Below are 13,445 nucleotides of genomic sequence, written 5' to 3'. Positions count from 1 at the left end.
CACGGATCAAAAACGTTTTACGTCAGCCTCACCGTAGGACACCCCCGAGGGTCCCACCAGAGCTGCGGGGCCGTCAGGACGTTGCCACGGATGGCCGCATGACGTCTTGTTGGAACGTTTTTACCCTCCTATAGTCGCTGGACATCGGCCGAGAACAGCGACGTCCCCCTCCGCTCGGACCCTCTCTCCCCAGACGGAGCCGCATCATGGCCCGAACCTCGCCTGCCCCGAACCAGCCGGAACCACCCATCGAGAAGCGCCTCTGGAAGGTCGCGACCCTCTCCGGCATGGCGTCCTACCTCGACGCCGCACTCATCGTCAGCATCGGCGTCAACCTCGCCATCTACCGCGACGCCTACGACATGGGCGTCTGGATGGCCGGTGCGATCAGCGCGATCGTCACCATCTGCATCGCCGTCGGATCCCTGATCGGTGGACGGCTCGCCGACGTCTTCGGCCGACGCCGCCTCTACAACCTGGACATCCTCTGCTACGCCCTCGGGGCGGTCATCATCACGCTGGCGCCCGACGACATCACCCTTCTGGTGGGTGTCCTGCTCGCCGGTCTCGCGGCCGGTGCCGACCTGCCGACGTCCCTGGCCGTGGTCTCGGACGCGGCACCCGACCACGCCCGGGGGCGGCTCATCGCCTTCACGCAGGTCATGTGGATGCTGGGCATCATCGTCGTGGTCTTCGCCGGGTTCGCCCTGTCGGACACCGGCATGATCGGGGCGCGGCTCATCACCGCCCATCTGGCGGTCGCGGCCCTTCTCACCTGGCATCTGCGCTCGCGGCTGGAACTGGCCACCGGGCCCGATCCGGTCCAGGACCAGACCTCGGTGGAGAAGCCGTCCGAGGAGCAGGGTGTCGCGCTGAAGAACGTCTGGACCCGCGCCGCCCTGGTGCCCATGCTCGCGACCTTCGCCTTCTACGTCACCTGGGGTCTGGGCGCCAACACCATGGGCCAGTTCACGACGTATCTGCTGGTCACCGTCAGCGGTGCCTCGCAGAGCGTGGCAACCGGCATCAACCTCGCCTGTCTCCCGATCGGTCTGCTGCTGACGCTGGCCTTCGTCCGGATCGCCGACGGCCCGCGGCGCGACCGGATGTTCTACGTCGCCACGGTCGTGCAGATCGCGGCCTTCGCGATCGGCACGCTCACCCTGGGCGCCATCGTCGGCTTCCTCGTCTTCTACGTCCTCTACCAGCTGTCCTATCCCTTCGCGGGCGAGGCCAACTACAAGGTGTGGTCGCAGCTGACGCTGCCCGCGGACACCCGGGGTACCACGCAGGGGATCACCTACGCCGTCTCGCGCGGGGTCTTCGCGGGCGTCGCGTTCGTCACGCCCGCACTGCTCGACAAGAGCCCCAGCCTGTTGCTCTGGGTGATCACCGGGTGCATGGCGCTGTCGGCCGTCGCCGGCCTGTACATCGTCCGCGTCCTCGTTCCCCGCGCGTCCACGGCCGCCACCGCTCCGGCGGACCTCAAGGTCGCGCAGACCTGAACCGAATCCTGAAGGAGCGCCGACCATGGCGACGACCGAAACCACCACGACGCGTGCCGGTGAACGGGAAGCCGTGCTGGGCGAGTTGCTGCCGCCCGTGAACCGCCGCCGGCCGCGGATCGGGCTGGTCTCCGGCGGGCTCGGCACGTACTGGCCGCAGTTCCCCGGTCTGCTGCCCCAGTTGAAGGAGTCGGCCGCGTATGTCGCCGAGCGGCTGGGGCGGTTGGACGCCGAGGTGACGGACGCCGGGTTCGTCTCCGACGCGCAGGAGGGCGCGGTCGCCGCCGAGCGGCTGCGCCGGGCCGACTGCGATCTGATCGTGCTGTTCCTGACGACCTATCTGACCTCGTCGATGGTGCTGCCGATCGCCCAGCGCACCCACACCCCGGTGCTGGTGGTCGACCTCCAGCCCTCCGAGCGGATGGACCACGCCTCCTTCGACACGGGCGACTGGCTGGCGTACTGCTCCCAGTGCTCGGTGCCCGAGGTCGGCAACGTCTTCCGCCGGGCCGGGATCCCCTTCCGCTCGGTGTCCGGCTGGCTGCGGCAGGAGTCGGCGTGGCGGCGTATCGAGCGGTGGGTGCGCGCCGCGCATGTCAGGGCCGCGCTCCGGCACGCACGGCACGGGCTGATGGGGCATGTGTATCCGGGCATGCTCGACGTGCAGACCGATCCGACGCTGCTGTCGGCGACCTTCGGCTCGCATGTCGAGGTACTGGAGTTCGACGACCTGCGGCACCGGGTGGAGAAGGTGACCGAAGCGGAGACCCGGGAGCGGGTGGAGCTCGCCCGGCGGATCTTCACGGTCGACGAGAGCGTGGTGGACGAGGACTTCGCGTGGGGGGCGACCGTGTCGGTGGCCCTCGACCGGCTGGTGGAGGACTTCGGCATCGACACTCTCGCCTACTACCACCGGGGGCTCGACGGCGAGACACACGAACGGCTCGGCGCCGGCATGATCCTGGGCGCGTCGTTGCTCACCGCCCGGGGTGTGCCCGCCGCCGGCGAGTACGAACTACGCACGAGCCTCGCCCAGTTGGCCTCGCAGAGTGTCGGCGCCGGCGGCTCCTTCACGGAGATCCAGGCGCTGAACTTCGAGGACGGGGTTGTCGAGATGGGCCACGACGGGCCCGCCCACCTCGCACTCAGTGCCCGGGACCCGCTGCTGCGCGGGCTGGGGGTGTATCACGGCAAGCGCGGCTGGGGCGTCAGCGTGGAATTCGACGTCCGGCACGGACCGGTCACCCTGCTGGGCCTCGGCCAGGACGCCGACGGCAGCCTGTCGTTCATCACCTCCCAGGGCAAGGTCGTACCCGGTCCACTGCTGGAGATCGGCAACACCACCAGCCGGGTCGACTTCGGCCGGGACCCCGGTGAGTGGGTCGACGACTGGAGCGCGACGGGGGTGGGGCATCACTGGTCGCTGGCGGTGGGACACCACGGCGCCGACTTCGGGGCGGCCGCGAGTCTGCTGGGGATCGATCACCGGGAGGTGTGATCCGGGTTCGCGTCGGAACGGAGGACCGAGGTCGAGCCCGGGGTCTGCAGCCCCCAGGCCGGCCACCTGGTCGTCAGGTTCAGCCGAACTGGCCCACCACGTAGTCTCCGGCCGGCTGCTGGGTCATGACGTTCAGCCGGTTGAAGGCGTTGATGACGGCGATCAGGGAGACCAGAGCCAGGAGTTGCTCCTCGTCGTAGTGCTTGGCGGCGTTCTCCCAGACCTGGTCCGGGACACCGGTTCCGTCGGCGAGGCGGGTGCCCTGCTCCGCCAGCTCCAGCGCGGCCCGCTCGGCCTCGGTGAAGACCTTGGCCTCACGCCAGGCGGCGACCATGTGGAGGCGCTGCGCGGTCTCGCCCGCGGCGGCGGCCTCCTTGGTGTGCATGTCGAGGCAGAACCCGCAGCCGTTGATCTGACTCGCGCGGATCTTCACCAGTTCCTGGGTCGTCATCGGCAGTCCCGAGTCGGTGACCACCTTGCCCGCCATGGCGAAGTGCTTCAGCAGCTTGCCGGCGAGCGGGCTGGTGAAGACGTTCAGTCGGGCTTCCATGGTGTGCTCCTTTGCCGTTGTCGATGGCTACACACCTATGACTGAACGGCCGGGCGGATTGTGACACGCATGAATGTGACCTGCGTCTCCCTGGGGGACGCCTGCCGGGCCTGGACGCCGACGGCCGCGGTACCCGAAGGCACCCCGGCCGGCCCGGAAACGGATCAGCCCTTGACGGGCCTGCCGCGGCCCCAGGCCCAGGCGAGGCGGTCCGCGCCGGACTGGTTGGTGGTCTCCAGCCACGGGCGGTTCGCCGGGCCGACGAGCTTCTGCATCGAGTACGTGTCGTCGGTGCGCAGGCCCGGCCAGTACACCGAGCCCATCTTCAGCTCGCGGAAGGTGTCGGTGACGGCCTGGACGTAGTTGACGAAGTTGTCGTCCGGTGTCTTCACGTTGTAGTTCAGGCCGGTCGTCATGGGGGCGCCGAACTCGTCCGCCACGGTTCGGTTCGCACAGTCACCGATGCGCACCTTCAGGTCGGCGACCCACTCGTCGTAGGTGGCGTACGACTTCCAGAAGCCGTAGTGGTGCAGGGACAGATAGGTGCCCTTCAGGCGCGTGTCGGCACATACCGTGGTGACGTGGTCGTTGTAGCCGGCGCCGCTGACGAAGACCCGGTTGCGGGGTACGGACTTGTAGGTGTCCAGCCACTTCGCGGCGATGTCGGCCCACTCGGTGTCGGTGTAGCCGTGCGGCTCGTTCATCGGCTCGAAGTAGACCCGGGAGTTGCCCTTGTAGGCCTTGACCACGGTGTTCCACATCGGCCAGTAGGTGGTCTCGTCGTCGATGAAGCCGTCCTTGCGGTCACCCGTGCCCTCCCAGTAGGACACGATGACCTTGAAGCCCTGGGCCGTGGCAGCGTCGATGACGCCCCGGTACGACTTCCAGTACGAGCCGTTGACGGTGTACGGGTTGATGGGCAGCCGGACGGTGTTGGCGCCGAGGTTCGCGCGGAACGCCGCGATGACGCGGGTCGCCTTGGTGTACGTCTGGGCGTAGGTGTCGGTGGTCGACAGGCCCGACAGCTGGAGCTCGTCGTCGGCGAAGTTGTCACGCGGGTCGGCCCAGTTGACGCCCTTGAACTGGGTCGTGTCGGTGGTCGGCGCAGCGGCGGAGGCGGGGCTGCCGGTGAGGGTGGCGCCGCCGATCGCGGCGATCGCGACCGCGACGAGCGAGGCACGCAGTCCGGGGGCGCGACGGGTGCTGACGGGGGTCTTGCGCATCGACCAAACCCTTTCGGAATGACAGCATGTTTACGTAAACATGACGGCGCCGGAATCGTGGCATCCGCCCCGGCGACCGTCAAGGTTTCCCACACGTAACATCCGGTGCGACACGCAACACGTTCGTCTGCGGACGGAGGAGGCATCAGTGGTGGAGCGGGGAGGTTCCGGTGTCCCCGGTGGACGGCGCAAGCAGCGTGTGTCCATGGCCGACGTCGCCAGGCTCGCGGGCGTCTCCTCGCAGACGGTCTCTCGGGTCTCCAACGGTCACCCCGGCGTGATCAGTTCGACCCGTGAGCAGGTCCTGGCGGCGATGCGGGAACTGGGCTACCGGCCCAACAGTGCCGCGCGGGCGCTGCGGTACGGCCAGTTCAACACCATCGGCGTGATCCTGTTCAGCCTGTCCTCGACGGGCAACAGCCGCACGGTGGAGGCGATCGCCACGCACGCGGCGGCCGAGGGGTACGCGATCACCCTGATCCCCATCGACGTCCCGACGCAGGACAACGTCCTGGGGGCGTTCACGCGGATGGGCGAGCTGGCGGTCGACGCCGTGATCGTCATCATGGAGATCCACCTCCTCGACACCGGGACGGTCCAGCTGCCGCCCGGGGTGCACGTGGTCGTGGTGGACTCCGACGCCGGCGACCGCTACAGCGTGGTCGACACCGACCAGGCGGACGGCGCGCGGAAGGCCGTACGCCATCTGCTCGACCTGGGACATCGGACCGTATGGCATGTGACGGGCCCGCAGGCGTCCTTCGCGGGGCAGCGGCGGGCCCAGGCCTGGCGTGCGGTGCTCACAGAGGAGGGACGTGCGGTGCCGTCCGCGCTGTACGGGGACTGGTCGGCCCAGTCCGGTTACGAGGCCGGGCTGGTGCTCGCCGAACAGCAGGACTGCACTGCGGTGTTCGCGGCGAACGACCAGATGGCGCTGGGTCTGTTGCGCGCGTTCCACGAGCGGGGGCGGTCCGTGCCGCACGATGTCAGCGTGGTCGGATTCGACGACATCCCCGACGCGGCGTTCTTCGTGCCGCCGCTCACCACCGTCCACCAGGACTTCGCGGAGGTGGGACACCGCTGTGTCCAGAAGGCCCTCCAGCAGATCCGTGCGAGCGGCGGGGCGGAGCCGGGGACCGACCTCGTCCCGACGAGTCTGGTGGTGCGAGGGAGCACGGCACCGCCGCCGGTCTGACCGGGCGGTCGGGGCCGCGCCCCGCACGACCCGGCCCGCCGCTCCTGGTACCGGCACATATGTGTCCTCGGCTTCCTGACCGGGGCCACGCTCTGGTTCTCGTACCGGCTCACCTACGGCCCGACCGTCACGGTGGCCGGCGCCCTCGCCACCGGGACGGGCTACGCGCTCGCCGCCGGCTTCGCCCGCGACCTGACCGGCAAGCCGGCCGACCTCACCGCCCCGATGGATCCCGCGGAACTCCTGGAACAGGACCGCAGAATCTTCGGCCGTCTGTGGATCGCGGTCGGCGCGGCGTTCCGTCTCTGCTGCGGCGTCGGCCAACTCGTGCACGTCGGCCTCACGTACGGCCTCGGTGGCACCACGACCGGGCATGCGATCGCGATCAGGCCGGCCCATATCCTCGACCGGCGCCTGGCCCAGGGCATCACGGTCGGCCTCGCCGGCGCGCTCAGCCACAACGCGTGGTGGTACTACACCGTCACCCGGCACCACCTCGCCGTGCGCCGCCAACTGCCCCGCGATCTGGCGGAGTTCCTCACCGACGCCCTCGAACGGCGGGGGGCACTGCGCCGGATGGGCGAGGCTCACCGGTTCCGCCACCTCGCCGCCCCGGCGCCCGCTGTTCCACTCCCCCGACCACGGATCCCTGGGCGCCCGGTGGTGCATGATCGGACGGGTCACGTCACTCACGAAGGACGAGGAACCGGGGGACGCTTGTGATCGTGTGGGTCAACGGCGCGTTCGGCAGCGGGAAGACCACACTCGTGGAGGAACTGCGGCCGCGGTGGCCCGAGGCGCTGGTCTTCGACCCGGAGACGGTCGGCTATGTGCTGCGGGAGATCGTGGACGTCCCGACCGGTGATTTCCAGGACCTTCGGCTGTGGCGGAGGCAGGTCGCGGAGCTGGCCGTCGGTCTGGTCGAGGAGTACCGGCGCCCGCTTCTCGTTCCCATGACGCTGGTGAACCCGGTCTACCTGGGCGAGATCTTCGGGGCTCTGCAGGACGAGGACATCTTCGTCCACCACTTCTTCCTCAAGGTCGCGCCGGAGGTCCTGGTACGGCGGATCGACGGACGGAGCTTCTTCCCCGGCGACCCCGCCCGGGAGGAACGGGTGCGGAACTGGTGCAAGGCCAGGATCGAGGCGTGTACGGACGCGGTCGACTCCCTGCCCGGCGACACGGTGTTCCTCGACGGCGGGTCGAGCCCGGAGGAGTTGGCCGACCAGGTGCTCGCCCACGTCGGTTGACCTTGCCCCAAGGGGAGCCCGCAGCATCGCTCCATGGTGCGAGGGAAACGAGTGCTGGTCGACGTAGATCCCCTGCGTGTGGACCGGTTCCGGCGGTTGTGGGCGGCCGGGATCGTGACCGCTCTGGGGGCTCAACTCACGGCGGTGGTCGTGCCGTTGCAGATCTACGACTTCTCCGGCTCGTCTGCCTATGTGGGGCTGGCCGGGCTGGTGGGCCTCGCCCCGATGGCGGTGGCGGCACTGTGGGGAGGGGTGCTCGCCGACCTACGGGACCGGCGAAGGGTGCTGCTGGTGACCACGATCGGCATCGCCGTGACCTCGTCGCTGCTGTGGGCGCAGGCGTGGGCGAATCTGCGGTCGGTCGGTGTTCTGCTCGTCCTGGTCGGCGTCCAGCAGGCCCTGTTCGGCGCCAACACCGCGGTGAACAGGGCCGTGACACCTCGGCTGGTGCCCCCGGAGCTGCTGCCCGCCGCCAACGCGCTGCAGTCTACGGTCGTGCTGTCCGCCGGGATCGCCGGACCGCTGCTGGCGGGAGCCCTGCTGCCGGTCGTGGGGAGCCGGACGCTGTACCTGGCGGACGCCGTCACGATCTGCGCGACGGTATGGGCCGTGTGGCGGCTGCCCGCGCTGCCCCCGGTCGCCACCGGTGGGCGGCGGCAGGCCGCGAGCCTGCGGCACATCGCGGACGGCGTACGGCTTGTGACGAGGCGTCAGGTCCTCCTGGTGGTCTATCTCTCCGACTTCGCCGCCCTGTCCCTCGGGCTGCCCACGGCGCTCTTCCCGCAGTTGGCGGCGGAGACCTTCCACGCGTCGGACATCGGGGTGTTGTACGCCGCCGTCTCAGCCGGTGGAGTGCTGGCGGGGCTGTTCTCCGGGGCCTTCGCCCGAGTCCGTCGCCACGGTGTCGCGGTGGCGGTCTCGGTCACCGTGTGGGGCCTGGCGGTCGCCGGCTTCGGGCTGGCCCACTCCTTGGTCTCGGCGGTGGCATGGCTGCTGGCCGCGGGTGGAGCGCTCCTGGCACTGGGGGTCTTCCGCAAGACGGTCCTGCAGAGCGCCGTTCCCGACGAGATGCGGGGGCGGCTCCAGGGGATCGACACGGTGGTGGCCGCCGGAGGTCCGCGGTTGGGCGACCTGCTGCACGGCACGGTCGGCGCCGGCCTCGGTGTCACGTGGACCGTGACGGGCGGCGGCGTCCTGACCGTCGCGGCCGCGCTCCTCCTGCTTCTGCTGTCCCCCGGGTTCCGCCGCCATCGGGCACCTCTCGGCGTGTGAGGCTCACTTCAGGGCCGGCGGTAGCTCACAGAGGCCGTTGCGCAACGTCACTGCAACGCCGGCCGCCCGACGACGCCTGAGCGGGTCCTCGCCGGACCGCCGACATGATCAGCCGACGTGATCTGAACGCGCCGAGCATCCGCGAGACGGCCGAGCACACCCGGGCGCCGCTCGGCTCGACAGGCCACGACTTCCCCGAGCAAGCAGCAGTTGGCCTCGGCGGCGGACCGCTGCACGGGCGGGCGAACCGCGCGCAGCCTGTGCACTGCCGAGAAGTCCCTCTCCCACAGGCTTCAGACGTTGCGGCGGTACTGGCCCCCCACCTCGAAGAAGGCCTCGGTGATCTGCTGGAGGGAGCAGACCCGGGTGGCGTCCATGAGGACGGCGAAGACGTTGTCGCCGCGTACGGCCGCGTCCTTGAGGGCGTCCAGCGCGGCCCGGGCCTCGTCCTGGTGGCGGGCGTGGAAGTCCCGTACGCGCTCCAGCTGGGACTGCTTCTCCTCCTCGGTGGCGCGGGCGAGTTCGACGGTGGCGGGTTCGGTCGTGTCGGCGTGCGGGTTGCGGAAGGTGTTGACGCCGATCAGGGGCAGAGTGCCGTCGTGCTTGCGCTGCTCGTAGAGCATCGACTCGTCCTGGATCCGTCCGCGCTGGTAGCCGGTCTCCATCGCGCCGAGCACACCGCCGCGTTCGCTGATCCGCTCGAACTCCTGAAGTACGGCCTCCTCGACCAGGTCGGTGAGTTCGTCGATGATGAACGACCCCTGCAGGGGGTTCTCGTTCATGGCCAGGCCCCATTCCCGGTTGATGATGAGCTGGATGGCCAGGGCCCGGCGCACGGACTCCTCGGTGGGAGTGGTCACGGCCTCGTCGTAGGCGTTGGTGTGCAGGCTGTTGCAGTTGTCATAGATGGCGATGAGCGCCTGGAGGGTGGTGCGGATGTCGTTGAAGTCCATCTCCTGGGCATGCAGGGAGCGTCCGGAGGTCTGGACGTGGTACTTCAGCTTCTGACTGCGCTCACCCGCGCCGTACTTCTCCTTCATGGCGACGGCCCAGATCCGGCGGGCGACCCGGCCGAGGACCGAGTACTCGGGGTCCATGCCGTTGGAGAAGAAGAACGACAGGTTGGGTGCGAAGTCGTCTACGCGCATGCCCCGGGCCAGGTAGGCCTCGACGTAGGTGAAGCCGTTGGCCAGGGTGAAGGCGAGCTGGCTGATCGGGTTCGCCCCGGCTTCGGCGATGTGGTAGCCGGAGATGGACACCGAGTAGAAGTTGCGGACCTGCTGCCGGATGAACCATTCCTGGATGTCGGCCATCATCCGCAGGCTGAACTCGGTGGAGAACAGGCAGGTGTTCTGGCCCTGGTCCTCCTTGAGGATGTCGGCCTGCACGGTGCCGCGCACGTTCGCCAGCGCGTGGGCGCGCAGTTCGGCCGTCTCCTCGGGGGACGGGTCACGGCCCTCCTCGGTGCGGAAACGGTCGATCTGCTGGTCGATCGCGGTGTTGAGGAAGAACGCCAGAACCGCCGGTGCCGGTCCGTTGATCGTCATGGAGACGGAGGTCGTGGGGGCCACCAGGTCGAAGCCGTCGTAGAGCGCCTTCATGTCCTCCAGGGTGGCCACCGAGACGCCGGAGGTGCCGACCTTGCCGTAGATGTCGGGGCGCTCGTCGGGGTCGCGACCGTACAAGGTCACCGAGTCGAACGCGGTGGACAGACGAGTCGCCGGCTGGCCCTCCGACAGGAGCTTGAAGCGACGGTTGGTGCGGAACGGGTCCCCCTCGCCGGCGAACATCCGCGCCGGGTCCTCGCCGTCGCGCTTGAAGGGGAACGCCCCGGCCGTGAAAGGGAAGTGGCCGGGCAGGTTCTCCGCGCGCCAGAACCGCACCAACTCCCCGTGGTCGGTGAAGCGGGGCAGGGCGACCCGGGGGATCTTGTTGCCGGACAGGGACTCGCGGGTCAGCTTGGTGCGGATCTCCCGGTCCCGGACCTTCACGACCTGCTCGTCGCCGGAGTAGGAGGCGATCACGGCCGGCCAGTTCTCGATCTGCCGGGTGATGTCGTACGGCAGTTTCCCGCGTGCGTCCTCCAGCAGTGCCCGCACGTTGCCCGCGTCGGAGCCGGCCTCGTCGAGCTCGATCGTGACCAGTTCCAGCCGCTGGACCCGCCTTGCGGCTTCGGCCAGTTGACCGGTGGCGGCGTGGTAGCCGCGGACACTGTCGGTGATCTCGGCGAGGTAGCGCACCCGGTCGGCGGGGACCACCTGCCGGATGCCGGAGGAGTGGCGTACGTGGACCCGCGGCAGGGTGCCCTCGGGCAGCGGGAGTCCCCTTTCGGCGAGGACGGCCGTGAGGTGCTGGTGCAGGGCGGTGACGCCGTCGTCGTTGAAGGTCGCCGCGGAGGTGCCGTACACCGGCATGTCCTCGGGCCGCTTGCCGAACGCCTCGCGGTTGCGCACCAGTTGGCGGCCGACGTCGCGCAGCGCGTCCTTGGCACCGCGCCGCTCGAACTTGTTGATGGCCACGACGTCGGCGAAGTCGAGCATGTCGATCTTCTCCAGCTGCGAGGCAGCGCCGAACTCCGGTGTCATCACATACAGCGAGGCGTCGACGAACGGCACGATCGCCGCGTCCCCCTGACCGATGCCCGGCGTCTCCACGATCACCAGGTCGAACCCGGCGGCCTTCACGACGTCGATCACGTCGCAGAGGTGCTCGGGCAGTTCACGGCTGCCCCGGGTGGCCAGGCTGCGGAAGAACACCCGGTCGCCGTCCAGGGAGTTCATCCGGATCCGGTCGCCGAGCAGCGCGCCACCGCCCCGGCGGCGGGTCGGATCGACCGCGATCACGGCGATGCGCAGCGCGTCCCGCTGGTCGACCCGGAACCGGCGCACCAGCTCGTCGGTCAGGGAGGACTTGCCCGAGCCGCCGGTGCCGGTGATGCCGAGCACGGGGACGTGCCTTGCCGTCGCCGTGGCGCGCAGCTCCGCCAGGAACTCCGGGGGCAGCTTGCCGAGTTCGGCGCCGGTCAGGGCGCGGGCGATCGCGAACCGGTCGCCGGTCAGGACCGCGGAGACGTCGGCCGGCTTGCCGTCCCAGAGGTCGAAGTCGCAGTCCCGCACGACCGTGTTGACCATGCCGGCGAGGCCCAGCCGCTGGCCGTCCTCGGGGGAGAAGATCGTCACCCCGCTGTCCCTGAGCCGGGCGATCTCCTCGGGCACGATGACACCGCCGCCGCCGCCCACCACCCGGATGTGCTCCGCCCCCTGTTTGCGCAGCGAGGCAACCAGGTACTCGAAGTACTCGACATGTCCGCCCTGGTACGACGAGACCGCCACGCCGTGCGCGTCCTCTTCGAGAGCCGCGTCCACGACCTCCCGCACGGACCGGTTGTGACCGAGGTGGATGACCTCGGCCCCCTGCGACTGGAAGATCCGCCGCATGATGTTGATCGAGGCATCGTGACCGTCGAACAACGCCGAAGCGGTGACCAGACGGACAGGGTGCGCGGGGCGGTACAGATCGCTCATGGCGAAGCCTTCCCAGGACACGTCGGACAGCGCGGCTGAGAAAATAGTAGGACGTCCTAGTAAATTCGTGGGCACCGGGTGAGGAGAACCACAGGAAATCCATGGAGGCGACCAGCACGACCGGGGCACACGGCAACCTCCCGAAGCGATCTTCACCGTTGATCCCTACGATATGAGCCCAAGACAACCAGTCCGGCCGTTCGACAGGGGGAGTGCCCCCAGGAGGACGCCCCGCATGTTCCGACGGCGATGTTCTTCACCCCGAGCCTCACGGCTCTCATGGGCCACGCAGCATGGTGGCCGGGGAACGCGGACCGGGCGAAGGGACCGGAGCCCGTCCCCGCGCCGGTCTCCGGCGGTGGCCGGGACAGCGCCGTGCACGATCCGGCCGGGCGCCGAAACTGACGCCCGGGTGACCGCGACGGCGTCTGGCGGGCCCCTCCGGTCCAGCCAGACGCCGTCGGGCTCCGACGCGCCGCCCGTCTCTGTCACCCTGGATCCCGTGCCGAACCCCGCTCCCGTCACCCCGGACGCCCCCGCCCTCATACCCACCCCTCTTCTCACCCAGCAGTGGCTCGACCTCGCGTTCATCCACTGGGCCGTGGAACCGGCGGTCGTGGCAGGCCTGTTGCCGCGCGGCACGGTCCCGGACACGCACGACGGACTGACGTACGTCGGACTGGTCGCCTTCCGGATGCACCGGGTCGGATGGCTGGGACTGCCGGGAGTGCCGTATCTCGGGACCTTCCCGGAGACCAACGTGCGGCTGTACTCGGTGGACGCGCACGGGCGGCGCGGGGTGGTGTTCCGCTCGATGGACGCCTCCCGGCTGATCCCGGTGGTGATGGGTCGCGTCGGCTTCCGGCTGCCGTATCTCTGGTCCCGGATGACCGTCCGCAGGGCCGATGACACCGTCACCTACACCAGCTCCCGCCGCTGGCCAGGACCGCGCGGCGCGCACAGCCGCATCACGGTACGGACCGGTGAACGCATCGAGGAGCCCACCGAGTTGGAGCATTTCCTGACCGCCCGCTGGGGCATGCACAACGCCTTCTTCGGCGGACCCGAGTCCCTGGCCTACCTCCCCAACGACCACCCGCGCTGGCCTCTCCACCGCGCCGACCTCCTCACCTGCGACCAGGACCTGGTCACCACGGCCGGCCTGCCCACCCCCACCGAGGCCCCGGTCAGCGTCCTGTACTCCCCCGGCGTCCCGGTCCGCCTCGGCCGAGCAGCCCGTCCGGCCGGTATCCCCACGCCCTGACGACGGGTTCACCGGTTCCGGACGGTCTCAGGAGGCGCGGGCGGGGACTCCCGCGGACGGTCTGGCCCCGAGTGCGGACGTGGAAGCGCGTGTCGCGCATCGTGCTCTGCATGTCCATACTCCTCGACGGTGTCATCGCCGGACCCGACGACCGCGAAGGTCAT

General features: G+C 69.6%; 10 protein-coding genes. 7 read left to right on the top strand and 3 right to left on the bottom strand.

Features of this window, described 5'->3' with window-relative positions; translation table 11 throughout:
• Positions 1–206 precede the first annotated feature (206 nt).
• Together ACI2L1_RS32870 and ACI2L1_RS32865 are read left to right on the top strand one after the other, a co-directional pair.
• Positions 207–1,505: an MFS transporter gene (locus ACI2L1_RS32870; protein WP_404743059.1), complete on the top strand. Its 1,299-nt coding sequence runs from the start codon at positions 207–209 to the stop codon at positions 1,503–1,505.
• 25 nt (positions 1,506–1,530) lie between these two features.
• Positions 1,531–3,003, top strand: a complete 1,473-nt coding sequence (locus tag ACI2L1_RS32865) for an arabinose isomerase (protein ID WP_404743058.1) — start codon at positions 1,531–1,533, stop codon at positions 3,001–3,003.
• Positions 3,004–3,082: 79 nt separating this feature from the next.
• Here the strand turns inward: ACI2L1_RS32865 and ACI2L1_RS32860 are convergent, their stop codons facing one another.
• Together ACI2L1_RS32860 and ACI2L1_RS32855 are read right to left on the bottom strand one after the other, a co-directional pair.
• Positions 3,083–3,553, bottom strand: coding sequence for a carboxymuconolactone decarboxylase family protein (locus ACI2L1_RS32860; RefSeq protein ID WP_404743057.1), 471 nt, complete (start codon positions 3,551–3,553; stop codon positions 3,083–3,085).
• A 164-nt stretch (positions 3,554–3,717) separates the two neighbouring features.
• Entirely contained in the window at positions 3,718–4,776 is a 1,059-nt protein-coding gene (locus ACI2L1_RS32855; protein WP_404743056.1) for a glycoside hydrolase family 5 protein, read from the bottom strand.
• 148 nt (positions 4,777–4,924) lie between these two features.
• Here ACI2L1_RS32855 and ACI2L1_RS32850 point away from each other — a divergent pair, with 148 nt between their 5' ends.
• The 4 genes from ACI2L1_RS32850 (at position 4,925) to ACI2L1_RS32835 (ending at position 8,493) form a co-directional block, all read left to right on the top strand.
• Positions 4,925–5,971 (top strand): LacI family DNA-binding transcriptional regulator, encoded by a 1,047-nt coding sequence (locus ACI2L1_RS32850; RefSeq protein WP_404743055.1) that lies wholly within the window; start codon positions 4,925–4,927, stop codon positions 5,969–5,971.
• A gap of 132 nt (positions 5,972–6,103) precedes the next feature.
• Positions 6,104–6,694: a hypothetical protein gene (locus ACI2L1_RS32845; protein ID WP_404743054.1), complete on the top strand. Its 591-nt coding sequence runs from the start codon at positions 6,104–6,106 to the stop codon at positions 6,692–6,694.
• Positions 6,691–7,221 carry a TmrB-like protein gene (locus ACI2L1_RS32840; RefSeq protein WP_404743053.1) on the top strand — a complete coding sequence of 177 codons (531 nt, stop codon included), beginning with the start codon at positions 6,691–6,693 and terminating at the stop codon, positions 7,219–7,221. The genes ACI2L1_RS32845 and ACI2L1_RS32840 overlap by 4 nt, the downstream gene beginning before the upstream one ends.
• 33 nt (positions 7,222–7,254) lie before the next feature.
• A complete protein-coding gene (locus ACI2L1_RS32835) occupies positions 7,255–8,493 on the top strand; it encodes an MFS transporter (protein ID WP_404743052.1) in 1,239 nt (412 codons plus the stop codon).
• Between the two features lie 293 nt (positions 8,494–8,786).
• Here ACI2L1_RS32835 and icmF read toward each other — a convergent pair whose 3' ends face one another.
• Positions 8,787–12,017, bottom strand: a complete 3,231-nt coding sequence (gene icmF, locus ACI2L1_RS32830; RefSeq protein WP_404743051.1) for a fused isobutyryl-CoA mutase/GTPase IcmF — start codon at positions 12,015–12,017, stop codon at positions 8,787–8,789.
• A gap of 502 nt (positions 12,018–12,519) precedes the next feature.
• Between icmF and ACI2L1_RS32825 the strand changes: the two genes are divergently transcribed.
• Complete coding sequence (locus tag ACI2L1_RS32825; RefSeq protein WP_404743050.1) at positions 12,520–13,281, top strand: YqjF family protein; 762 nt, start codon at positions 12,520–12,522, stop codon at positions 13,279–13,281.
• The last annotated feature ends 164 nt before the right edge of the window (positions 13,282–13,445 follow it).

This window comes from Streptomyces sp. NPDC019531 (assembly GCF_044903305.1).
GTDB lineage: Bacteria > Actinomycetota > Actinomycetes > Streptomycetales > Streptomycetaceae > Streptomyces.
The sequence above is the reverse complement of the archived record's forward strand: the minus strand, read 5'-3'. Positions and strand labels throughout refer to the sequence as shown.